This is a genomic window from Bowmanella denitrificans, assembly GCF_039522935.1.
In the GTDB taxonomy this organism is placed as follows: Bacteria; Pseudomonadota; Gammaproteobacteria; order Enterobacterales; family Alteromonadaceae; genus Bowmanella; species Bowmanella denitrificans.
This window is the reverse complement of sequence record NZ_BAAAEI010000024.1, coordinates 25,458-46,832: the sequence shown is the minus strand read 5'-3', so window position 1 is coordinate 46,832 and position 21,375 is coordinate 25,458. Positions and strand designations below refer to the sequence as shown.

The window sequence follows — 21,375 nt, the reverse complement described above, 5'->3', positions numbered from 1 at the left end:
CCATTATTTTTTTATCGCCTGTTTGGCGGCATGATACATCAACTGTGGGTCGACTCGTACCTTGTAGTTGGGATTCACATACTGGAACTGAATAATACCCTGCTGATCCAGCACATAAGCGGCAGGAACCGGCAGTACAATGCGGTCATCGCCGGGTAGGGTTGGGAAGATATTGCCTTTCCAGTCCCGGTACTTGGCAGTGACATCATCGGGTAGATAAAACGCCAGACCGAAGGCTCTGACGGCGTCCAGCCCCGGATCCGCCAGCAGTTTCACCTGATAGTCGGTGTCAAACTTCTGTTCATTTAAGCGCGCGGGTGAGTCAGGTGATACCGCCAGTACCTGATAGCCTAATGCGCTGAGCTGCTTCTCCACATCCTGAAAGCCGGCTAACTGCGCATTGCAGTAAGGACACCAGCCGCCGCGGTAAAACAGCATCACGGTGGGTTTAGCTGCCACCAGGTCGCGCAGTCTGACGTTTTTACCTTGTGGGGTCTGCAGGCTGACATCGGGGATTTGCTGGCCGTTCAGCAGTGGGGTGACGTTTTCCGGGCTGTCTGCCACCTGGGTTCTGTCCAGGGCATAAAGCGGGCTGCTGACAATCAGTAGCAGAACAAATAGCTGTCGTAATCGCATAGGGGCTCCATATTAATATTCGCGCCCCATTGGACCTGCCTGCGCAAGGATTAATTTCAATTGCCGAGCATTTTCCGTTGCCAGCCACTCAGAATTTGCGGGGCTTCCTGTAACGCCACGCGACCATCCTGTTGCATGATCTGCCACCAGTCAGCATCAGCCTGTATTTGCCCCTCATCGTCAATATGCGGGTAATCCAGGCCTTTAATCCGGCACAGATAGGCAAGCTTGGGATAGCCTCCTTCGAATAAAATACGCTGGCATTCGGCTTCATCCAGCCTCGGAGTGGCAAACAACCCGGCCTGCTGACGTTGCCGCTGCGCCTCATACAGAATAAGTGAGCCTGCTACCGATACATTCAGCGACTGCACCATACCCAGCATTGGGATAATGATTTCCTGATCCGCCGCGGCAATGGCTTCTTCACTGGCGCCGGTGCGTTCCTGGCCAAACAGAATGGCGGTGGGCCTGGTGTAATCCACCTGACGAAAGTCCACTGCTTTGTCAGATAAATGCGTAACCAGAAGCTGCATGCCTTGTGCTTTAAACTGGCCAATAGCATCGGCGCTGGTTTTGTGGGAATGCAGTTTAAGCCAGTTCTGACTACCTACTGCCGTGCCGCGCCGAATTTGGTGTTTGGTGGCCCAGATGGCATGCAGGTGGTGTACACCCGTGGCATCGCAGTTGCGCATCATGGCCGCCAGATTGTGCGGCTTGTGAACCTTCTCCAGGCAGACCGCCAGATCAGGTTGGCGCAGCCCCAGCATATGGCGGATGCGCCGATAACGATTCGGTGTCACCGGATTATTCCGGCAACTCCATAATACCGTCGATCTCAATCTGTGAACCTTTGGGCAGTTCTTTTACGCCGATGGCTGCGCGAGCCGGGTAGGGCTGTTTAAAATACTGACTCATGATCTCGTTGACCTTGGCAAAGTTGGACAGGTCGGTGAGGAAAATATTCACCTTGGTCAAATCGTTAGTACTGCCACCGGCTGCTTCACAGACGGCTTTAACATTTTCAAATACCTGACGGGCCTGGGCTTCGAAGTCCTCAGAAACCATCTCCATGGTTTCCGGTACCAGCGGGATTTGGCCGGACAGGTAAACAGTAGTACCTGACTTAACGGCCTGGCTGTAAGTACCAATAGCTTTGGGGGCCCTGTCAGTGTGAATAACGGACTTAGACATAAAAGGTTTCCTTAGGAATTTTGCTTCGATTGGCTATGACGAGAGACTTTTTGTACTTCCGGCATGGTGCGGATTTTGCGCATGATATTTGCCAGATGTATACGGTTGCTGGTCGTAAGCTCCAAATCAATATAGTAAATGTTACTTTCTTTTTCTTCTGTTTGCAGACTGATGACATCCGCGTCTGCCGCGGCAATAGCGTTAGTCAGTTTGGCCAGTGTACCCTGGCGGTTCACCAGTTCAACCCTTACGGACGCCTTGAATTCACCCTGTGCATCGGCTTCCCAGTTCATTGGCAATACCCGATGCGGTTCTTCACGCGTCAGCTTGCGTATATTACGACAGCCACTTTGGTGGATCACCATGCCGCGGCCAGGGCTGAGCATGGCGATAATATCGTCCCCAGGGATGGGATGACAACAGCGACCATAGCTGACCAGTAATCCTTCTGTGCCTTTGATTGCCACTTTACGACTCTTATCCGCGGTATCAGGATCGTTATCCCCTAATAAGCGGCGGGCGACTATGGCCGACAACTCATTACCCAGGCCAATATCTGCCAACAGCGAATAAAAGTTGTCGTGTTTGGTTTCTTTCACCACCCTGTCGATATCCTGCTGTGGAATATCGTCCAGTTTGACACTGCCCAAGGCATGGCGCAGCAGCCTGCTACCCATATTGATAGCTTCTTCCGAGCGCTGCTTTTTCAGATACTGGCGTATATAGGAACGTGCTTTGGCACTCACCACAAAATTCAGCCAGCTAGCATTGGGCTTAGCCCGGGGGGACGTGATAATTTCCACTGACTGGCCGTTTTCCAGTGGTCGGTTAAGGGAATAATTGCGTCTGTCGACCCGCACACCGACACAGGAATTACCGATATCTGAATGCACGGCATAGGCAAAATCCACCGCAGTCGCGCCCATTGGTAATTCAATAATGCGGCCATCCGGGGTAAATACGTAGATCTCTTCCGGAAACAAATCGGTTTTAACGTTTTCGATAAATTCAACGGAGGAGCTGGCACTGTGCTGTAACTCCAGCAGGGAATGCATCCATTTCCTGGCTCTGACCTGGGCGGTTGTGCCTTTGGCATCCCCGGGTTCCTTGTACAGCCAGTGGGCTGCCACCCCTTTATCGGCCATATGGTCCATTTCAGGGGTACGGATCTGGATTTCTACCGGAATACCATGGGGCCCCACCAGTGAGGTGTGTAAAGACTGGTAGCCGTTGGTGCGGGGAATGGCAATATAATCTTTGAATCGTCCTTCGATGGGTTTGTACAGACCATGCATCGAACCCAGTGCCCGGTAACAGTTGTCAATATTGTCAACAATCAGCCGAAAGGCGTAGATGTCCATCACTTCATTGAACAACAATTCCTTGTTCTTCATTTTACGGTAGATGGAGTACAGATGTTTTTCCCGCCCCTTTACTTCTGACTGAATGCCGCTTTCCTGCAGGCGGGATTCAATTTCACCCTGAGTATTTTCGATAATTTCCTTGCGGTTGCCACGGGCCAACTTCACTGCCGATTTCAGTGCCCGGTAGCGCATTGGATACATGGCCTGAAAGCCAAGGTCTTCCAGCTCGTTTTTAATATCGTGAATACCCAGACGATGGGCAATTGGGGCATAGATTTCCAACGTTTCCAGCGCGATGCGACGGCGCTTGTCGGGCCGCAACGAGCCCAGCGTGCGCATATTATGAGTGCGGTCCGCCAATTTTATCAGTATGACCCGGATATCCTGGGTCATGGCCATGATCATTTTACGGAAGTTTTCGGCCTGTGCTTCTTTCTTACTGCGAAACTGGATCTTGTCCAGTTTGCTGACCCCTTCCACCAAATCCGCCACGGATTCACCGAAGTGGTCGATCAGATCCTGTTTGGAGACATGGGTGTCTTCGATGGTGTCATGCAGCAGTGCAGACATCAGTGTTTCATGATCCAGACGCATATCGGCCAGAATACCAGCCACGGCCACCGGGTGGGTGATATAAGGATCGCCGCTGGAACGCATCTGGCCGTCGTGGGCATCACGAGCCACCACATAGGCACGCTGTATATCTGACACCTGCTCGGCGGGCAGGTATTCTGAGACTTTTTGTTTCAGGCCTTCAAACAGATACACGTTGGCGTTAATTCGATTTGGTGAGTGTTAGAAATAGAATACGGAGATTTTGACTGGAAGCCAACGGCGGAACGCTAATCGGACTAATCTGTCCTGACGATTAACGTTCCGTACAGGTTTTACTGATGACCGGCCAGGATATTGGCCACAGAAGCAAACTCGGCGCGCTCCTGCTCTTCCTGTGAACGCATTTCATCGGCGTCCATGCTGTCGGCAGTGACCAGGCCTTTTTCAATTTCGCGCAGGGCGACTACTGTGGGTTTGTCGTTTTCCCACTCAACTCTGGCGTCTTTGCCTTCAGTGGCCAGTTGGCGCGCCCGACGAGCGGCGACCAGCACCAGGTCAAAACGATTGCCAATCTGTTCTACTGCATCTTCTACGGTTACACGGGCCATTTAACACTCCGTCAGGCATGATTCGAAAAAGGTCGCGTAGTTTACCGGGATTTGCGACCAATGGAAAGGTCAAAGCTTAAACAATGCTCGCTTAAATTCAGTCTTGTTTCAACAGCTCGGCAAAGAGTCTGCTATGGCGGCTGGCCTGCTTGGTTTGCTGCAGACGATGGCTGATAACCAGCGCCTCAACTTCTGCCAGCGCAGTAGCGAAATCATCATTGACCACAATATAGTCAAATTCATGGTAGTGGGAAATCTCCGCCCGCGCTTTGTCCATGCGATCGGCAATAACGTCGGCGCTATCCTGGCCACGACCTTGCAAACGGCGCAGCAACTCATCACGGGAAGGCGGCGCAATAAAAACGGTGGCTGTCTGTGGCATCAGTTTTTTCACCTGACGGGCACCCTGCCAGTCAATATCCAAAAAGACATCTATACCCTGTTGCAGAGTGTCTGCAATGGCCTGTTTGGATGTGCCGTAATAATTGCCGAACACTTCCGCCCATTCAAAAAAGGCGTTCTGGGCAATAAGCTGCTCGAACTCTGCCTTGCTGACAAAGTGATAATGCACGCCATTTTGCTCGCCCGGCCTGGGCTGGCGAGTGGTATGGGACACCGAGACCTGCATGGAGCCGTCCTGGTGACGCTCCAGCAAGGCTTTGATCAAACTGGATTTGCCCGCACCCGAGGGGGCGGCAAGAATAAACAGGTTTCCAGAGGCCATGCTGATAAAAACTCGTGAGGCGGTAAAAAAGCAATGTTAGCATAAGTTTTTACATGCATATCAAACCAATAGCCGTAGTGACGGCAAACCGGTGACAAGGAGCACAAAATGAGTTCGACTCTTCCGTTTGTTGAGGTTAATCCCACGGGCAAGGCTGATGCCGTGGTGATCTGGTTACATGGCCTTGGTGATTCAGGCAATGGTTTTGCCCCTATCGTGCCGGAACTTAAGTTGCCTCAGAGTCTGAATGTCCGCTTTGTTTTCCCCCATGCGCCGGTGCGCCCGGTCACTATCAACAATGGCATGGAAATGCGCGCCTGGTATGACATTAAGTCACTGGATTTTGAAAACCGTGCCGATGTGGAAGGGGTAACGGAATCCATGGCCCTGGTCAGAGAACTGGTGGAAGCGGAAATGGCCAGGGGCATCCCATCAGAACGTATTTTGCTGGCCGGATTTTCTCAGGGTGGGGTGATCGCCTATCACCTCGGGCTACGTTTTGAGCATAAACTGGCTGGCATTCTGGCGTTGTCCACTTATATGTGCCAGCCGGAAAAACTGGCCGAACAGCGCCATCCCGCCAATCAGGATACGCCGATCCTGGTGGCTCATGGGTTGTACGACGAAGTGGTACCCTGTGCGCTGGGCAAATCAGCTTTTTCTTTGCTTGAGAGTTTGGGATATCCGGCAAAGTGGCGTGATTACCCGATGCAACACAATGTGTGCCTGGAAGAAATTCAGGAAGTTTCCCAGTGGCTGGTTAAACGCTTCGGCTAGTCTGTGCGCCAGTAACAACTGGTTGGCTGGCAAGCGCTGTCCTACACTGATTGCCAGCCAGGATTTGTTTTCAACCTGGCGATAGCCAATTATTAGTCGGTTCCGGTTGACCCACATCAGTGCCAAACATGCCGGGTCAATGGTATTATTCTGCCATCTATCCGGCGGCGCAGTGGCGCCATGCAGTAAAGGCAAGCTATGACATCCAGAGTGATTCGTATCGCTACCCGTAAAAGTGCCCTGGCCCTCTGGCAGGCTGAATTCGTCCAAGATGCACTGATCAAAGCGCATCCCGGTTTGCAGGTGGAACTGGTGCCTATGACCACCCAGGGCGATAGGATCCTGGATACACCCTTGGCCAAAATTGGTGGTAAGGGCTTGTTTATCAAGGAACTGGAAGTGGCGATGCAGGAAGGCCGTGCAGATATTGCCGTGCACTCTATGAAAGATGTGCCGGTAGAATTTCCTGAGGGCTTTGGCCTGCATGCTATTTGTCAGCGTGAAGATCCACTTGATGCCTTTGTATCTAATCAATTCAGTCACCTGGATGAATTGCCTCAGGGGGCCGTGGTGGGCACATCCAGTTTGCGGCGTCAGTGTCAGCTAAAAGCCAGGCGCCCGGATTTGCAGATACGTGACCTACGTGGCAACGTTAATACCCGTCTGGCCAAGCTGGATAATGGTGACTACGATGCCATTATTCTGGCTGCCGCCGGCTTAATCCGCTTGGGTATGCAACCGCGTATTCGCCATCGTATCGATGCCGGCCAATCTCTGCCTGCGGTGGGGCAGGGGGCCGTGGGGATTGAATGTCGCAATGATGATGCCGAGCTGATTGCTTTGCTGGCGCCATTAAATCATGCCGATACCGCCACCAGAGTCGCGGCAGAACGGGCCTTGAATGCAACTTTACAGGGGGGCTGCCAGGTGCCCATTGGCAGTTTTGCCGAATTGCAGGGTGAGCAGTTGTGGTTACGTGGTTTGGTTGGTGCGCTGGACGGCTCGCAAATCATCCAGGGAGAAATGCGGGGCCATCGTGACGAAGCGCAAGCCATGGGCAAGGCGCTGGCTGAGGAACTGCTGAGCAAGGGCGCGCGTGAGATTCTTCAGGCGCTGTATCACCCCCATGGCTAAATTTCTGTTACTGCGCCCTGAGGGCAAATGTCAGGCCAGTAGCAAGGCGCTGAATGATGCCGGTGTTGCCACCGTGGGGTTGCCGCTGATTGATATTGCCCCCGACCGCGCGCAGATATCGGCCTTTGCCGAATGCCTCAGCACACTGGCTGCACAGAGCAAAGTGCTGTTTGTCAGTACCTCAGCGGCAGAACTAGCCCTGCAAGCCATGCAGGGCAAAGCATGGCCGCAGCATGTCAGTTACTTTGCTGTTGGGCAAAGTACGGCTGCAAAACTGTTGGCCGGTGGGTTACAGGTGCAGTTTCCCGAACAGGAAGATTCAGAAGGTTTACTTGCCCTTGCCGAACTGAAGGTTGTCAACAGTCTTCAGGTGCTTCTGGTGAAAGGTCAGGGGGGGCGTGAGTTAATCGCCGATACCCTGACCGAACGGGGCGCAGAGGTGCAAAGCGTAGCACTTTACCAACGGGTGCAGGTAAAGGACCCGGTGCCTACCCAGGCATGGCAAAAACATGAAATACAATGCATTATGGCCACAAGTGGCGAGCTATTAGAGGCCGCCTTTGCGCAATTGGAGCCGGATTGGCTTCGTGCTGTTCCCTGGATCCTGGTCAGCCCCCGCTTACAGGATAAGGCCAGGGACAAAGGTATACGGCAAGTGTCTTTAAGCCGCAATGCCTCGGATGAGGCGCTGATCCAAGCCGCCAGACAGTTTATGGAGCAACATGCTATGGCTGACGCCCAGCAAAAATCAACAGAAGTGCCTGTAAAGCCAACCTCTTCGCCATCCGTACCCAAGGCGCCGGACAAGAAAACGCCTGCAAACAGTCGCCCGGCCACAGCGGCATTGTGGTTGATGACCTTATTGAATCTGCTGTTGGTGCTGGTAGTGGCAGCCGGTGGCTATTGGTTGTGGCAGCAACAACAGGGGCAACAGCAGAATGAACAGCGCCTGTTACAGGAAGCCAACCAAATGGTCAGCCGCCAGGAAAGCGCCCTGCAGCAGAAGCTGGACGCAGGTTTGCAGAATATCAGCCAGCAACGTCAGCAGAGTCTGCAGCCTATCCAGGAAAAACAACGCTTACTGGAACAACAGATTCTGGCTAATCATCAAAGTCTGCAGGATATGACCGGACGTCGCCCCAGCGACTGGTTACTGGCCGAAGCCGATTATCTGGTGCGTATGGCGGGGCGTAAGTTATGGTTGGAAAAAGACGCAAAAACTGCACTATTGCTGTTGCAGAATGCTGATGCCAGGCTGGCCGATTTAGCTGACCCCAGCTTATTGCCGGTGCGCCAGTTACTGGCCAATGATATGCAAAGTGTTAAGCAACTGGACACTGAAACACCCATCAAAATCAGCCTTGAGCTTGGCGCATTGATGGCGGGTGTCGATGCTTTACCTCTGGATATGGTGGTTCTGCCAGAAGTGGATGGCGATAATCCGGCAAATCAAGCTTTGTCAGACGATGTGGCGGACTGGCAGGCAAACCTGCAACGTAGTTGGCGGGCACTGGTGGATGACTTTATTACAATACGCAGGCGTGATGCAGAAACCCGGCCATTATTGAGCGATAAACAGCAGTGGCTCGTCAAAGAACAATTGCGTCATTACCTGATGCTGGCACAGCAAGCTGTTACGCGGGAACAAAGTCAGCAATATCGTCAGGCCATTGAGCAGGCGCAGACACTGTTAGCATTTTATTTTGCCCAGCAGGACAACCGCGTAGCTGCATTCGCGCAGGCGTTGCAACAGCTGCATCAAACCGATATTGAGCTGGCACTGCCAGAACGACTGCAAGCTGCTAAGCCCCTGGAACAAATGCTGGAAGACAGAGTCGCTGGCGCATTTTCAGGTAAGCAATCATGATCCGCTTTGCCCTGCTGATTGTCATTCTGTTAACCGGTTTGGTGGCCGGTCCTATGCTGGCTGGTCAGAAAGGTTATGTATTGATTGCCCTTGACCAGTGGACCATTGAGATGAGTGTAATTTCACTCGGTCTCACCTTGCTTTTTGGCATAGTGGCATTTCTGCTGCTCGAATGGCTGGTCAAACGTTTGCTGACCCTGCTCACCGGTTCCAGACGCTGGTTAGGTGGCTGGAGCGAGCGTAAGCGGCAAAAGGCCTTTACCCGAGGTTTGGTGGCGCTGGAGGAAGCTAATTACCAGGAAGCAGAAAAACAACTTAGCAGAGTGGACAGCGCCGCATTTAACGGCCTGGATTTGCTAGCCTCTGCCCAGGCAGCTGCCAAGCGTAAGCAATGGGATAAAGCCCGCGAGCTATGGATGCAGGCGCGAGCGTTTCCAGCCAGTGAACTGGCCGCCACCTTGCATCTGGTCAAACTGGAAATTCAGCAGCAGCAAGCCGCTGAGGCCCTGCAATTACTGGAAGCCTTGTCGGAAAAACACCAGCAACACCCCAGGGTGGCGCTGCTGTGGGCCAAGGCACTGGCGCATGCTGGTCGTTGGCATGAACTGCAGGACAGGTTGAAAGGCTGGAAGAAAACCCTGGGCCTGGAGAAATACGACTTCTGGATGCGTCAGGCCGCACAGGGGGTCTTCGCCGAGATTGCTAGCAAGGAAGGGGCTAATCAGCTTAAGCTTAACTGGCAGGGGTTGCCCAGAGCCAAGCGGCAGGACCCGGCGCATCAGGCTGCCTATGCTGAGCAGCTGATGGAACAAGGTATGCACCAAGACGCCGAACAGGTGCTGGTGGAAGGGCAAAAACAAGGTCCACACCCGTTATTGCTGCCGTTGTTTAAAAAGCTACGCAGTAGCAATCCGGTCGCGGCCATGCGCAAACTGGAAGAATGGCTGAAGAAGGATGAGCAGAATGCCGAATTGCTGTCGGCCCTGGGGCATCTGGCCAAACACACCAGGGACTTTAGCCTGGCAGAAAAAGCCCTGACGAAAGCGCTTAGTATCCGCAGCAGTCAGGATGACCTGCTGGCCCTGGCAGAAATTAAAGAAGCTCAGCAGGATAATAAACAGGCTCTGGCACTTTATAAGCAAAGCCTGCAGTTACATCCTTAGTCGGAATGAGAGGTATCCTTCGCCAATAGCCTGTCTCTAAGCCAGCGGTGCAGAGTACTTTGGTGCAATCTATGGTGCCAGTAGAGATATGCGTTCATCGGTTCAATATAGAAAGGTAGCGGCAGGATCTTGATGGGATAGCGCGAGGCCAGGTAGTGGGCGAAGCTCTCAGGTAGGGTGAAGATAAGCGGAGAGCCTTTCAGCAAGGGAGGGATCTGGCTGAAAGTAGGCAGCCGCAAAGTAACATTTCTGGCCTTACCTATACTGGCCAGGGCAGAATCAACCCGCCCTACCAGACTCTCGGTAACATTAAACACACCATGACGATGGGCAAGGTAAGTGTCCAGGTCCAGACTGTTTTCGGTCAGTGAACTGCTTTGTTCCAATACCGCTACAAAGCCATCACTTCTAATCAACTGCCGATGCAATCCGCTGCGGCTGGTGTCCATAGGGGTCATGGCAAAATCCAGATCACCGGCAATCAACTGATCGAAAAACGCAGGGCCTTTCTGGCTGAATGAAAGTACCAGATTTGGCGCTTCGATCTGGATATGTTGAATCTGATCAGCCAAAAGCAATACATCCATATCTGTACTGGCAATGCGCACGGTTTGTGTGGCCGTGGTGGGTGAAAAAAAGCTGGCCCGCCCCAACTGCTGAATGGCCGGCAGCAATTCGTTAAGCTGCTGCTCAATTTCAATGGCCTTGGGGGTCAGTTGATAATCGTTACCGGCCCTGACCAATAATTCATCGCCAAATTGCTGGCGCAGTTTAGCCAGAATCCGGCTCATGGCTGACTGACTCAGATGGCATTGTTGGGCGGCCCGGCTGACATGCCTTTCGCGCAGCAGGCTATGCAGGGCGGGTAATAAATTGAGATCGATCATCGCTTAATGTATTAATAAATTGCATATCACCTATACGGATTATGCATTGGAGGCATGAGCTTGTCTGCCCTAATATATGCAGACGGAGGAATTCATGCATACAAACACCACTAAAACGGCCGGTTGGATTATTTTACTGCTGGCATCCATTACCGCGGTCACCCCCTTAGCCATTGATATGTATCTGCCTGCTTTTGGCGTGATAGCGCAAAGTCTTAACAGCGATATCGCCCTGGTACAGGTATCCCTTAGTACCTATCTGGCCGGGTTTGCCTTGTCTATGTTGGTTTGTGGTCCAATTGCCGATATTGTCGGCCGTCGTCCCCTGGCGTTGATTGGACTGGGGGGCTTTTGCGCAGCCAGTATCGCGCTGTGCTTCACCTCCAGTATGGAAATGTTCTGGGTGTTGCGTACCCTGCAAGCTATGGCTGGTGGTGCAGCTGCCGTGGTGGTGCCTGGCATTGTAAGGCATATTTATGGTGAAAATACCGCCAAGGGCATGTCCTATGTGTCGATGATTATGATGATCGCGCCATTGGTAGCGCCCAGTATTGGCAGTTTGATCATGCACTGGTTCGACTGGCGGGCGATCTTTGCCGCTTTAGCGGTGTATGCCGTGCTGCTACTGTTACCTTCGTTTAAATGGCTACCTGAGGTGGCCACGCGGCAACGCAGCGGCTCCTGGAGCCGGTTGTTCTTTGCCAGCTATGTTGAAGTGCTGGGCAACAGAAAGGCACAGCCCTATATCGCCACGTCGATGTTTGCCTCGTTTGCGTTCTTTGCCTATCTGACCGCGGTGCCTGTGGTGTATATGGACGTATATGGTGTATCCAAGGAAATGTTTGGCATTCTGTTCGCTGCCAATGTAATCGCCCTGATTGGCGGTAACTTTGTGAATAGTCGTCTGGTTGGCCGATTGGGCACCAAAACTATGTTGATTGCGGCCCTGAGTCTGGCATTGGTTTCTGCTCTGAGCCTGGTCACCGTTAATATGCTCGGATTGGGACTGTATGCAACGGTCGCCTGCATCTTGCCTTTGATGGCTGGCTTGAGTCTGACCGCGGTCAATTCCGATGCCCTGATCCTTATTGCGTTTCCGCATCATACCGGTACGGCCACCGCCGTAATAGGTACACTGCGATTTGGTAGTGGTGCGCTGACGGGGCCGTTACTGGCGGTATTTCATGATGGTACGGCGTTGCCATTTGCGGTTCTGATGTTAGGTGCGGTGATGGCCGCAGTACTGGTACAAACAATAAGTACGCTGCTAGGCCGCCGCAGCCAACCCGTTCAGGCGGTCTGAGGCCGCCAATTTTCTGTCGATTGCTATTGGGTATAAAACTTGCTGTAGGGCATGCAGGGAGTGAGAACCCAATAAGGAGTCGTAATGAAAGCTTTAGTCGTTGCTTTGGCGCTCTTACCTGCTGTGTCTCAGGGGGCAGAAAGCAAAGAGTTTGTTGGCAAACTCAACAACCTGCGTATCGGTAAATCCGGTAGCATCCTGCTAGGGGTTAAACAGGATGAAGAAAATCCGCTGGTCTGCCGTGAAGGAGACTGGCCTATAGGTTTTCATCTGGATCAGGCCTATGCCCAGAATTGGCTGGATTTTTTAATGCTGGCCAGAAGCAGCAATCAAACTATTCGTCTCGGTTATCTACCTGACAGCAGCGGGCTGTGTGAGCTTGAGTATGTGGCAGCCATGCAAGGCGATGGTTTCGGCGATATCGGCGACGAAGATGACCTGCTGGTGGAAACGGGTGCCTTAGGTAATGTGGCTTTGATCAATTCCAACGGTCTTACCGAAGAAAGTTACACCGCCAGTGGCCATTATGGCAGCGATGTTGCTGCTGCCGCTTTCGACGGCCATACCTTTGACGAGCAAATAAATGACGATGCCGGTGAATCCATTCATCGGGGCTTGTGGCTGATCAAATTAGACAAAGACACCCCCAACTGGTTACAGATAGATTTTGGCCGCAAGGTTAAAATTGCCGGTATGCGCGTGGTGCTGAATCAAAAATCCACAGATCTTGGCCGTGGACCGCGGGATGTGACCTTGCAGGTATCAAATGACGGTGAGAGTTATGCCGATCATGAGTCTTTCCGACTTTCCCGAGTGGCTGATCAAACCGGTAGTCTGGCATCGCCGGTGTCTGCCCGCTATTTCAGACTGAAGGTGATCAACAACCATGGGGATCGTACCTTTATCGAAATTGACGAATTGGAGTTATTCCAGAAGCAGCAGTGACAAAGCCATGCTGGTCAGCTATAGCTGATAGATGGCTGAAGCTTGAGGATTGATGCAGTGCCTGCTGGTTGCTGCGGCTATTTGTGCAATGAAAGTGCTTTTTCTGGTGTATTTTATCTGCGGCTGGGCATGGGCCCGGCCAGCTATTCTGGTGGCGTATCATCATTCTCCTCCCTATAGCGTAGTGCATGCCGATGGTGGGGCATCGGGTATGGATCTGGAAATCCTGCAGTTGGTAGCGGCACAAATGGATATTGAGATTCGCACCGTAAATTGTCCACTGAGCCGCTGTCTGTTGATGATGGAACAAAGCCAACTGGATCTGATGATGGGGTTGTTGAAAACATCTGAGCGTCAGACATTTCTCAATTATATTGAACCTCCTTACTATCAATTACGTTCATCTTACTCTTTCTACACCAGAGCCGACCGCAATATACGAGTTGAGCATTACGATGACCTTAAAAACTACAGCATCGGTTTAACCCGTGGTGCGGTATATTTTCCCCGTTTTAATCAGGATCAGACCCTGCGTAAGGTGCCTTTGGCCACTGAAGAAATGCAAATTCAGTTGTTGTTAAAAGGGCGGGTGGACCTGGTGATCAGTGTGGATTCCACCTTCGAGTATATGCTGGTGTCATTGGGTGGAGCAGATCAAATTCGTAAAGTGGCTTACCAGGAGTGGCTGCCTGTTCGCAGCTATATGGTATTGTCCAAGGAATCGCCATTTAACGAAAAAATGCCCGAGTTCTATCAGGCTTTAAGAAAACTGCAGGCCGATGGCAGCCTGCAGGCTATTCTGTCCCGCTATGGGATTGAATCGCTGTCGGATGCCGAGTTTTAGTGTTCTGTCTGTCAGCTCGTTTGCAGGCTGACGACACAGTTTCTGCCCTGCGCCTTGGCTGCATAGAGTAACTCGTCCACTTTGCTACATAACTCAGTAAAGTCTGTACCCTTGGCCGGGCTGGTGGTTAACACGCCAAAACTTGCCGTTACTTGTACAAATTGGCCACTGTCCAGGGCCACAGGCTGTTCGGCCACACGTTCTCTTAATGTCTCGGCAATGCGCAATCCAGCTTGATAGTCGGTATTAGGCAGCATAATCATAAATTCTTCGCCACCTACCCGGGCCACCACATCAGTGCTTCTGACATTGTCTTTAAACACCGCCGCTACTTTGGCTAACACCCTGTCACCACTGTCATGGCCGTGGTTGTCATTAATATTCTTAAAATAATCTATGTCGGTCAGAATCAGGGTAAAGGGACCACTTTGTTGCTCCTGAATGGCTGCTCGCTTTAAGCGGCGCATGTGCTTGGCCAGTTTGGCCCCCAAGTCCTCAGATGCCATCTGTTTCGTTGAGTCCTGCTTAAACTGTGAAGCAAGTCCGGTTAGTCGGAAGATCAAGCGCTGGGTAAAGGGTAGTCCTTCTCCCTGATAAAACTGTCTGCTGTACCACTCGGTTAAGTAGCGCCTGTTGTAGAGCCCCGTCAGGGTGTCGGTTCTGGCCAGCTTTCCCCACTTTACCCTTGAACGATTTATCCACAATATCACCAGCAGAAGTGTCACGGCAAAAAGCAACAGCCAGGTCAGGGTTGAAGCAAGATTTGACACGGTACTTTGTGACTCTTCAATTTCCAGCTTCTGCAACACGTTTTTCCAGTTCAGGTTATGGTTTTCGTATTCCAGTCGCTCCAGTTCAAACAATACCTGTTGGCGGGCCAGATCCTGCAAATGCTGTTGGTTGTTAAAGCTTGAATATTTGCGGTGGTATTCACTGAAAAGCTGGTAGGCCAGCTGATAGTCTCCTTTTCCGGCATATCCTTGTGCAGCCACTTTTAGCAGTTCCACTTGCGAGCGGTAAAGCGGTGCGCTGGATTGCAGAGCGGGTATCACCCCGGCCAGAAAGCTCACCAGGTTGTCCAGGTCATTTCTATCCAACAGGTTTTGTGCCTTGAGCAGTTGGAATTTAGCCATGTAGTAGGGCAGGATTTCACGGTTTTGCAACTCATCGGCTGCTTGCAAATGTTGTTGCATCTGTTGCTTTTGCTCGGTGTCCCGGTAAAGGTCGGCCAGATGCAGGTGAATGCGGAAACGATAACGCCCGTCACCCAGAATGTCGGCCAGCATCAATGCCGACTGATAGGACGCTAACGCCTGGTCCAACTGTTGTTGTTTTTCATGTAAGGCGGCGATATCCAGTAATGCCAGCATTTGGCTGAAAGACATTTTTCGACTTTCAAAAAAGCTTTGCGCTTCCTGCAACATTACCTGGGAACGTTCAAAACCATTTAGCTTCAACAGCACTCTGCCCAAGGCAAATGCTGCCCGGCCGGCTAATTCACTATTACCGCTAGCTTCAGCACTGTTGATTGAAGACAATATCGCCGCATAGGAACGTTTCAACGCCCCCTGCGAATCCAGATGCATGCCCTTGGTCAGTAGCGCTTCAGCCTCAACCAGCTTGTCGCCGCGTGACTGAGCGATCTGCAAAAGCGTATCTAATTGCGCTACGGCTTCTTGTGGCTGGCCTAAGTTGAGCATGGCCTGAATAACTTTGAGGTTGAGTTGCAGGCCCTCTGAGCTATCCGGCTGCGCCAGTTTCAGCCCTTGCCTGGCTGCCTGCAGACTTAAGTTGTAATCCTGCAGCAGGTAATAAATAGTGGATTTAGTCAGATAATATCGAATCAGCAAATCATCTGTCTGATTGTCTATCAGCAACTCTTCTTCCATTTGTGCCAATTCGGCCTGAGCTTTACTGGGGATGGCATAAACCAGTTTTTCAATACCAGACAGACGGCTTTCAAATTCTTGTTGCGAAGTGGCTGAGGCAAAACTGTTAATAGAAAAACTTGCCACAGCCAGAAAAAATACAATGGCTTTCATGTCAGATTTTCAATCCGGAAATGATTCAGACAATACAGGGGATTAGATTCTGATTATCAGGCTACGAGCGAGAATCTCCCTATTTCTATTGCTTTTTAGAATGGGTTATTAGCAGCAATTAAGCGGCACTGTAGAGAATTTTAACCGCTAATAAAAGAAAAATGTTCTGTGCAGACAGAAAAGTACCGAAGAAAAGTCGAGAGGTATTTGGGATATTGATAAAGGGATGAATTTACTTTTGAGCCATATAACCTTTATCAATGCAGTAATAAAAAACCCGGCACTGAGGCCGGGTTTTAAAAGCTTAGATAGCCTTGGCTGGCTTGATTACATCATGCCGCCCATGCCACCCATACCGCCCATATCAGGCATGGCAGGTGCATCTTCTTTAGGCAGCTCGGCTACCATGGCTTCTGTGGTGATCATCAGGCTGGCCACAGAGGCAGCGAATTGCAGGGCGCTGCGGGTTACTTTGGTTGGATCCAGAATACCCATTTCCAGCATATCGCCGTAGCTGTCGTTACCTGCGTTGTAACCAAAGTTACCTGAACCGGCTTTAACTTTGTTTACCACTACAGAAGCTTCTGCACCGGCGTTGGTAGAGATTTGACGCAGCGGCGCTTCCATGGCGCGCAGCGCCAGTTTGATACCGTGAGTCTGATCTTCGTTGTCGCCTTTCAGCTCGCCAACTTTGGCTGCTGCGCGAACCAGGGCTACGCCACCACCAGGGACCACACCTTCTTCAACCGCAGCACGGGTTGCATGCAGGGCATCTTCAACGCGGGCTTTCTTCTCTTTCATTTCCATCTCGGTGGCTGCGCCAACCTTGATGACAGCTACACCGCCAGCCAGTTTGGCCAGACGCTCTTGCAGCTTCTCTTTATCGTAATCTGAAGTAGATTCTTCCACTTGGGCACGGATTTGACCGCAGCGGGCTTCAATTGCAGCCTGCTCGCCAGCACCGTCAACGATAGTGGTGTTGTCTTTGTTGATAACCACACGTTTGGCGGTACCCAGATCTTCCAGGCTGGCTTTTTCCAGATCCAGACCGATTTCTTCAGAAATAACCGTACCACCGGTCAGAACCGCGATGTCCTGCAGCATGGCTTTACGACGGTCACCGAAACCAGGTGCTTTAACCGCAGCCACTTTCACGATACCGCGCATATTGTTAACCACCAGAGTGGCCAGCGCTTCGCCTTCTACATCTTCAGCGATGATCAGCAGCGGCTTGGACGACTTGGCTACACCTTCCAGAACTGGCAGCAGTTCACGGATATTGGACACTTTCTTGTCAACCAGCAGGATGAAAGGGTTGTCCAGCTCAACGGTGCCGTTTTCAGCTTTGTTGATGAAGTAAGGAGACAGGTAACCACGGTCGAACTGCATACCTTCTACTACGTCCAGCTCATTTTGCAGAGCCTGGCCTTCTTCAACAGTGATAACGCCTTCTTTACCCACTTTGTCCATGGCATCAGCAATGATCTTGCCGATTTCTTCGTCGGAGTTGGCAGAAATAGTACCTACCTGAGCGATAGCTTTGCTGTCTGCACAAGGTACAGACAGGGTTTTGAGCTCTTCAACGGCGACGGCGACGGCTTTGTCGATACCGCGCTTCAGATCCATTGGGTTCATACCCGCAGCAACAGACTTCAGACCTTCAACTACGATGGCCTGGGCCAGCACGGTAGCGGTAGTAGTACCGTCACCCGCTTCGTCATTGGCTTTGGAAGCAACTTCCTTAACCATCTGCGCGCCCATGTTCTCGAACTTGTCTTCCAGCTCGATCTCTTTGGCCACAGATACACCATCTTTAGTGATGGTAGGAGCGCCGAAGGATTTTTCCAGCACTACGTTGCGGCCTTTTGGACCCAGGGTAACTTTAACGGCATTAGCCAGGATATTTACGCCTTTCAGCATTCTTGTGCGGGCGTCATCACCAAAACGAACTTCTTTCGCTGCCATGTTTACATTCCTCTAAATTCAGTTAATCGGTGGGTTTATCAGGCTTCAACTACGGCCAGGATGTCGCTTTCACTCATGATCAGCACTTCCTCGCCGTCGACTTTCTGGGTCTTGACGCCGTAACCATCGTTGAAAATCACGATATCGCCAACTTTTACGTCCAGCGCTTTCACGTCACCGTTATCCAGAATACGGCCATTGCCGACTGCGATAACTTCACCACGGGTAGATTTCTCTGCGGCTGAACCAGTCAGGACGATACCACCAGCAGATTTGCTTTCCTGCTCTTGGCGCTTGACGATAACGCGGTCGTGTAAAGGACGGATTTTCATGCTCAAATCTCCTGAAAAATTCCAATATAGGATGATATATCCCGAAGTCTCGGGGAAAGTGTGGCAAGCCGATAGTTCGGCTCGCCTGAAACTTGTCTGCCAGCCTATTTGGGGGTCGTCGAATCGATCTCAAGAGCCACAAGCAAAAAATTTGTGATTTTTTTTGCTTTCAACCAAAGTGGCACAGCCATCAGTATTTTGAACAAGGAGTGAAGTTATGCCTGCCTATCTCAACACCGAACGGTTGCTGCTACGACCAATAAGTACGGAGGATGCACAGGCAGTATACAGTTATCGCAGTTTGCCTGAAGTGGCCCGGTATCAAGGCTGGGTGCCAGCCAGTGCAGAGGAAGTGGCAGTGTATGCCAACAACATGGCAGATTTACCTGCGGACAGCAAAGAACAGTGGTGGCAATGGGTAATAATCAATCAACCCGGGCAAACACTGCTGGGGGATCTGGCCTTTTGTGTAGATGCTGACGGCCAGCAGGCCGAGCTTGGCGTGGCGGTTGCGCCGCATTATCAGGGACAGGGCTATGCCACTGAGGCGCTACGGGCACTGATTTCGCATTTGTTCCAGCACTATGGACTGCATCGCATTCATGTCTCTATCGATCCACGTAATCAGCCTTCGGTACTGTTATTTGAACGTCTGGGTTTTCGCCATGAAGGTCTGCTGAAACAGTCGCTCTGGTTTAAAGGACAGTGGTGTGATGATTTGTTGATGGCGGTTTTGGCGGATGAATGGCCAGGCTCATCGTGAAAGTTGTAGTGAAAAAAACAATCTGTACTTGGTACATAATGCGTTCACAGGCAATGCGTAAAAAATATCAGCACAGTTTTTTATCGATAGCAGATGGCCAGCCTGTTGCCCGGCGGGCCAGCTAACGCTGCTTAATCTGGCGCCTGAACGCCTCATTAATAAGTAAAATGTGTTTCACCACGAAAAAGCCCTTCTCGCAAAGTCGCTGAGAACCCAGAGGAGCTAAAAGCAGTAAATACCTCTGCGAGCTTTTCTTTGCGCTTCTTGCGTCACCGCGAGAGGTATTCCAATATCGGCCAAAGGCACGGTCCGTGTTCTTTTGATTTTCGTGGTAGAGAAATAATTACCTGTACAAGGCTTGATACATGACGTCCTTGTCTTATATGACGCGCCGTCCTTGGCGCGCCAGTCCCATTTCTTTGATACGCCTCCAAGAAACGAGACGCAAAGAAAAGGCGCCCGCTGGATTCCCAACTACGTCAGTCCAGGGCACTACTAAAAGGCGGTCGTGAAAACGACGTTCCCGACGCGTCTTCCACTCAATTTGCTCCCAGCAAATTGCCCCCCTTTTAGCAGCACCCTGAACCGACTGGGAATTTTTTAGCGGGGAGCAAAGCGGCTTGGGCCGCTTAGGGGATACAGCCGTTGATATACAGAACATGGCTAATGGCCTTTAGCTGCTGCTGATTTTTCTGGCAAACCCAGCAATGCTGAAATAGAGTTGATAAATCAATATGTATAAAGAGGCGCTAAAACCGTTTATCAAACAGATAGTTGAAAAAGAATTAGTAGCAGCATCTAACAAAAACTCAGCTTTTGATGTTGTGTGGTATATATTCTTCTCTCGCTATATCGGATTAGGGATCACCAACTTTAAAGACTTAGTCACTAATAAGAAGGTAACTAGCAACACTTTTGTTCAGTGCATTATTACTAGTCAAGACAAACTGTTTAGTGATTCCGGAGTTAAACTATATAGAAAACCATCAGAATGTAAGGGTGTTAGTCTTGCTCATAGACTTGATGTATTCAAACGTCACGATCGGGTATAACAAGTTACTGCACCCGGAAAAAATTACTCGCTGCGCTCACAATTTTCCGATGAGCAAGGCGTTATAGCTACTAGCACCTTGACCTAGCGTACGATATGGCGTACGCTTTCCGGTCTGGAGGTGAATCATGACCACATTAAATGCTACAGAAGCCCGTTCTAAGCTATATGCACTGATAGACGAGGCGTCCACCAGTCACCAACCTATTGTTATTACAGGAAAAAGAGGTAATGCCGTGCTCCTGTCTGAAGAGGACTGGAATGCTATAAACGAGACATTACACCTGGTATCGATCCCTGGTATGCGTGAATCAATCCGCGAAGGTATGGAGGCCGACTTGGGGGAGTGTGACCAGGAGCTTGATTGGTGACGTGGAAAGTTTATTACACAAAGCAGGCACAAAAAGACGCGCGCAAACTAGCTTCTTCTGGATTAAAAGATAAGGCCAAGGAGTTGCTCCAAATTATTGAAGAAAACCCCTATCAGAATCCGCCGCCCTATGAAAAATTAGTTGGTGATTTGGCAGGTGCCTACTCACGCAGAATCAATATACAGCACCGGTTGGTATACCAAGTATTAGAAAAAGAAAAATCCATTAAGGTACTTCGGTTGTGGACCCACTATGAATGAAAGCTATAACAATCAAAAGCAGCGGATCACCAGCAAGCTGGTTCCCCACTGTTTTGGGCGTTAGGTGCCTAATAGAAAATGGACTCCGAAATCGAAAGTTTGCTGAATTTTGAATGGATACCAGATGAATTAAAAGATTATGTTTATGACAAATATAAATCAGACTCAATTTATCTGAAAATCCTTGGGAAAATAAATCAAGATTACATTTGGGTTGTAGTCGTGTATGACTCAGATGAGGCCGAAAAGAACTTTACTTCCTATAAAGGCTTTGAAGAATCACTTAACCAAAATATTTTTAAAACCTTTCCTGAAATAGGTGAAGGTAAGTATTTAATAGAAGATAACTTTAAAGTAACCGTTGAGGTTTTCTCTCAGATACAAGCATTAAATTTGTTAGGTCATAAATGAAGCGGCACTTAACAAAGCCGTTAAACGAAGGACACAAAACAGCAGGCTTGTGCTCCTTAGTCGCCAATTTTAGCCTGCTATTTTGTGCCGTTTACGGCAAGCGTTATACGCTATGAACTGGAGCTAGTTGAGAAAAATATGGATATTTTGAGCACTGCGATTCAAGTAAACCTTTCAACAAT

22 protein-coding genes are annotated in these 21,375 nt (G+C 50.6%); 12 read left to right on the top strand and 10 right to left on the bottom strand.

Translation table 11 applies throughout. The features are described from left to right. Window positions 1-3: 3 nt before the first annotated feature. The 6 genes from ABD028_RS19875 to gmk all read right to left on the bottom strand — a co-directional run bounded on the left by ABD028_RS19875 (window position 4) and on the right by gmk (window position 5,084). Window positions 4-636 (bottom strand): peroxiredoxin-like family protein, encoded by a 633-nt coding sequence (locus tag ABD028_RS19875; protein WP_343847197.1) that lies wholly within the window; start codon window positions 634-636, stop codon window positions 4-6. Between the two features lie 56 nt (window positions 637-692). Then, entirely contained in the window at window positions 693-1,436 is a 744-nt protein-coding gene (gene trmH / locus ABD028_RS19870) for a tRNA (guanosine(18)-2'-O)-methyltransferase TrmH (protein ID WP_343847196.1), read from the bottom strand. 4 nt (window positions 1,437-1,440) lie between these two features. Further along, on the bottom strand, window positions 1,441-1,827 hold the full coding sequence (locus tag ABD028_RS19865; RefSeq protein WP_343847195.1) for a RidA family protein: 387 nt from the start codon (window positions 1,825-1,827) through the stop codon (window positions 1,441-1,443). Between the two features lie 11 nt (window positions 1,828-1,838). Further along, on the bottom strand, window positions 1,839-3,959 hold the full coding sequence (spoT, locus tag ABD028_RS19860) for a bifunctional GTP diphosphokinase/guanosine-3',5'-bis pyrophosphate 3'-pyrophosphohydrolase (RefSeq protein ID WP_102797597.1): 2,121 nt from the start codon (window positions 3,957-3,959) through the stop codon (window positions 1,839-1,841). Window positions 3,960-4,078: 119 nt separating this feature from the next. Then, window positions 4,079-4,354: a DNA-directed RNA polymerase subunit omega gene (gene rpoZ / locus ABD028_RS19855; RefSeq protein ID WP_102797596.1), complete on the bottom strand. Its 276-nt coding sequence runs from the start codon at window positions 4,352-4,354 to the stop codon at window positions 4,079-4,081. A 97-nt stretch (window positions 4,355-4,451) separates the two neighbouring features. Beyond that, window positions 4,452-5,084: a guanylate kinase gene (gmk, locus tag ABD028_RS19850; protein ID WP_425427705.1), complete on the bottom strand. Its 633-nt coding sequence runs from the start codon at window positions 5,082-5,084 to the stop codon at window positions 4,452-4,454. Between the two features lie 102 nt (window positions 5,085-5,186). Here gmk and ABD028_RS19845 point away from each other — a divergent pair, with 102 nt between their 5' ends. The 4 genes from ABD028_RS19845 (at window position 5,187) to ABD028_RS19830 (ending at window position 10,019) form a co-directional block, all read left to right on the top strand. Then, window positions 5,187-5,855: an alpha/beta hydrolase gene (locus ABD028_RS19845; RefSeq protein WP_343847194.1), complete on the top strand. Its 669-nt coding sequence runs from the start codon at window positions 5,187-5,189 to the stop codon at window positions 5,853-5,855. Between the two features lie 198 nt (window positions 5,856-6,053). After that, window positions 6,054-6,989 carry a hydroxymethylbilane synthase gene (gene hemC / locus ABD028_RS19840; RefSeq protein WP_343847193.1) on the top strand — a complete coding sequence of 312 codons (936 nt, stop codon included), beginning with the start codon at window positions 6,054-6,056 and terminating at the stop codon, window positions 6,987-6,989. Continuing rightward, entirely contained in the window at window positions 6,982-8,856 is a 1,875-nt protein-coding gene (locus tag ABD028_RS19835) for a uroporphyrinogen-III C-methyltransferase (RefSeq protein ID WP_343847192.1), read from the top strand. Before hemC ends, ABD028_RS19835 begins: the two co-directional genes overlap by 8 nt. Then, the gene (locus ABD028_RS19830) at window positions 8,853-10,019 is read left to right on the top strand and encodes a heme biosynthesis HemY N-terminal domain-containing protein (RefSeq protein ID WP_343847191.1); all 1,167 of its coding nucleotides are present in this window, start codon (window positions 8,853-8,855) and stop codon (window positions 10,017-10,019) included. The genes ABD028_RS19835 and ABD028_RS19830 overlap by 4 nt, the downstream gene beginning before the upstream one ends. Here the strand turns inward: ABD028_RS19830 and ABD028_RS19825 are convergent. After that, window positions 10,016-10,906 carry a LysR family transcriptional regulator gene (locus ABD028_RS19825; protein ID WP_343847190.1) on the bottom strand — a complete coding sequence of 297 codons (891 nt, stop codon included), beginning with the start codon at window positions 10,904-10,906 and terminating at the stop codon, window positions 10,016-10,018. The two genes, ABD028_RS19830 and ABD028_RS19825, sit on opposite strands and share 4 nt — an antisense overlap. Window positions 10,907-11,000: 94 nt before the next feature. Between ABD028_RS19825 and ABD028_RS19820 the strand changes: the two genes are divergently transcribed. The 3 genes from ABD028_RS19820 (at window position 11,001) to ABD028_RS19810 (ending at window position 13,998) form a co-directional block, all read left to right on the top strand. Then, window positions 11,001-12,209, top strand: coding sequence for a multidrug effflux MFS transporter (locus ABD028_RS19820; protein ID WP_343847189.1), 1,209 nt, complete (start codon window positions 11,001-11,003; stop codon window positions 12,207-12,209). An 84-nt stretch (window positions 12,210-12,293) separates the two neighbouring features. After that, on the top strand, window positions 12,294-13,154 hold the full coding sequence (locus ABD028_RS19815; RefSeq protein WP_343847188.1) for a discoidin domain-containing protein: 861 nt from the start codon (window positions 12,294-12,296) through the stop codon (window positions 13,152-13,154). A 52-nt stretch (window positions 13,155-13,206) separates the two neighbouring features. Further along, window positions 13,207-13,998: a substrate-binding periplasmic protein gene (locus ABD028_RS19810; RefSeq protein ID WP_343847187.1), complete on the top strand. Its 792-nt coding sequence runs from the start codon at window positions 13,207-13,209 to the stop codon at window positions 13,996-13,998. An 11-nt stretch (window positions 13,999-14,009) separates the two neighbouring features. On the opposite strand, the gene ABD028_RS19805 is transcribed toward ABD028_RS19810, so the two are convergent. The 3 genes from ABD028_RS19805 to ABD028_RS19795 form a co-directional block, all read right to left on the bottom strand. Then, window positions 14,010-16,040: a GGDEF domain-containing protein gene (locus ABD028_RS19805; protein WP_343847186.1), complete on the bottom strand. Its 2,031-nt coding sequence runs from the start codon at window positions 16,038-16,040 to the stop codon at window positions 14,010-14,012. 327 nt (window positions 16,041-16,367) lie between these two features. Continuing rightward, window positions 16,368-18,005 (bottom strand): chaperonin GroEL, encoded by a 1,638-nt coding sequence (gene groL / locus ABD028_RS19800; protein ID WP_343847185.1) that lies wholly within the window; start codon window positions 18,003-18,005, stop codon window positions 16,368-16,370. Between the two features lie 38 nt (window positions 18,006-18,043). Then, window positions 18,044-18,337 carry a co-chaperone GroES gene (locus ABD028_RS19795; protein ID WP_102797584.1) on the bottom strand — a complete coding sequence of 98 codons (294 nt, stop codon included), beginning with the start codon at window positions 18,335-18,337 and terminating at the stop codon, window positions 18,044-18,046. A 217-nt stretch (window positions 18,338-18,554) separates the two neighbouring features. Here ABD028_RS19795 and ABD028_RS19790 point away from each other — a divergent pair, with 217 nt between their 5' ends. From ABD028_RS19790 to ABD028_RS19770, 5 genes are all read left to right on the top strand, one after another. Continuing rightward, window positions 18,555-19,100: a GNAT family N-acetyltransferase gene (locus ABD028_RS19790; RefSeq protein WP_343847184.1), complete on the top strand. Its 546-nt coding sequence runs from the start codon at window positions 18,555-18,557 to the stop codon at window positions 19,098-19,100. 734 nt (window positions 19,101-19,834) lie between these two features. Then, window positions 19,835-20,152: a hypothetical protein gene (locus ABD028_RS19785; RefSeq protein ID WP_343847183.1), complete on the top strand. Its 318-nt coding sequence runs from the start codon at window positions 19,835-19,837 to the stop codon at window positions 20,150-20,152. A gap of 127 nt (window positions 20,153-20,279) precedes the next feature. After that, window positions 20,280-20,522, top strand: a complete 243-nt coding sequence (locus ABD028_RS19780; protein ID WP_102797579.1) for a type II toxin-antitoxin system Phd/YefM family antitoxin — start codon at window positions 20,280-20,282, stop codon at window positions 20,520-20,522. Then, on the top strand, window positions 20,519-20,782 hold the full coding sequence (locus ABD028_RS19775; protein WP_206593040.1) for a Txe/YoeB family addiction module toxin: 264 nt from the start codon (window positions 20,519-20,521) through the stop codon (window positions 20,780-20,782). The genes ABD028_RS19780 and ABD028_RS19775 overlap by 4 nt, the downstream gene beginning before the upstream one ends. Before the next feature lie 78 nt (window positions 20,783-20,860). Then, window positions 20,861-21,193, top strand: coding sequence for a hypothetical protein (locus tag ABD028_RS19770; protein ID WP_343847182.1), 333 nt, complete (start codon window positions 20,861-20,863; stop codon window positions 21,191-21,193). Window positions 21,194-21,375 lie beyond the last annotated feature (182 nt).

What these genes read in the sequence shown, in the direction of transcription:
- ABD028_RS19810 (WP_343847187.1), top strand. Translation starts at nt 13,207, where the DNA reads ATGCAGTGCCTGCTGGTTGCTGCGGCTATTTGTGCAATGAAAGTGCTT.
- ABD028_RS19875 (WP_343847197.1), bottom strand. Translation starts at nt 636, where the DNA reads ATGCGATTACGACAGCTATTTGTTCTGCTACTGATTGTCAGCAGCCCG.
- rpoZ (WP_102797596.1), bottom strand. Translation starts at nt 4,354, where the DNA reads ATGGCCCGTGTAACCGTAGAAGATGCAGTAGAACAGATTGGCAATCGT.
- hemC (WP_343847193.1), top strand. Translation starts at nt 6,054, where the DNA reads ATGACATCCAGAGTGATTCGTATCGCTACCCGTAAAAGTGCCCTGGCC.
- ABD028_RS19785 (WP_343847183.1), top strand. Translation starts at nt 19,835, where the DNA reads ATGTATAAAGAGGCGCTAAAACCGTTTATCAAACAGATAGTTGAAAAA.
- ABD028_RS19770 (WP_343847182.1), top strand. Translation starts at nt 20,861, where the DNA reads ATGGACTCCGAAATCGAAAGTTTGCTGAATTTTGAATGGATACCAGAT.
- ABD028_RS19835 (WP_343847192.1), top strand. Translation starts at nt 6,982, where the DNA reads ATGGCTAAATTTCTGTTACTGCGCCCTGAGGGCAAATGTCAGGCCAGT.
- ABD028_RS19820 (WP_343847189.1), top strand. Translation starts at nt 11,001, where the DNA reads ATGCATACAAACACCACTAAAACGGCCGGTTGGATTATTTTACTGCTG.
- ABD028_RS19845 (WP_343847194.1), top strand. Translation starts at nt 5,187, where the DNA reads ATGAGTTCGACTCTTCCGTTTGTTGAGGTTAATCCCACGGGCAAGGCT.
- ABD028_RS19795 (WP_102797584.1), bottom strand. Translation starts at nt 18,337, where the DNA reads ATGAAAATCCGTCCTTTACACGACCGCGTTATCGTCAAGCGCCAAGAG.
- ABD028_RS19815 (WP_343847188.1), top strand. Translation starts at nt 12,294, where the DNA reads ATGAAAGCTTTAGTCGTTGCTTTGGCGCTCTTACCTGCTGTGTCTCAG.
- ABD028_RS19790 (WP_343847184.1), top strand. Translation starts at nt 18,555, where the DNA reads ATGCCTGCCTATCTCAACACCGAACGGTTGCTGCTACGACCAATAAGT.
- ABD028_RS19825 (WP_343847190.1), bottom strand. Translation starts at nt 10,906, where the DNA reads ATGATCGATCTCAATTTATTACCCGCCCTGCATAGCCTGCTGCGCGAA.
- groL (WP_343847185.1), bottom strand. Translation starts at nt 18,005, where the DNA reads ATGGCAGCGAAAGAAGTTCGTTTTGGTGATGACGCCCGCACAAGAATG.
- ABD028_RS19865 (WP_343847195.1), bottom strand. Translation starts at nt 1,827, where the DNA reads ATGTCTAAGTCCGTTATTCACACTGACAGGGCCCCCAAAGCTATTGGT.
- ABD028_RS19830 (WP_343847191.1), top strand. Translation starts at nt 8,853, where the DNA reads ATGATCCGCTTTGCCCTGCTGATTGTCATTCTGTTAACCGGTTTGGTG.
- ABD028_RS19805 (WP_343847186.1), bottom strand. Translation starts at nt 16,040, where the DNA reads ATGAAAGCCATTGTATTTTTTCTGGCTGTGGCAAGTTTTTCTATTAAC.
- ABD028_RS19780 (WP_102797579.1), top strand. Translation starts at nt 20,280, where the DNA reads ATGACCACATTAAATGCTACAGAAGCCCGTTCTAAGCTATATGCACTG.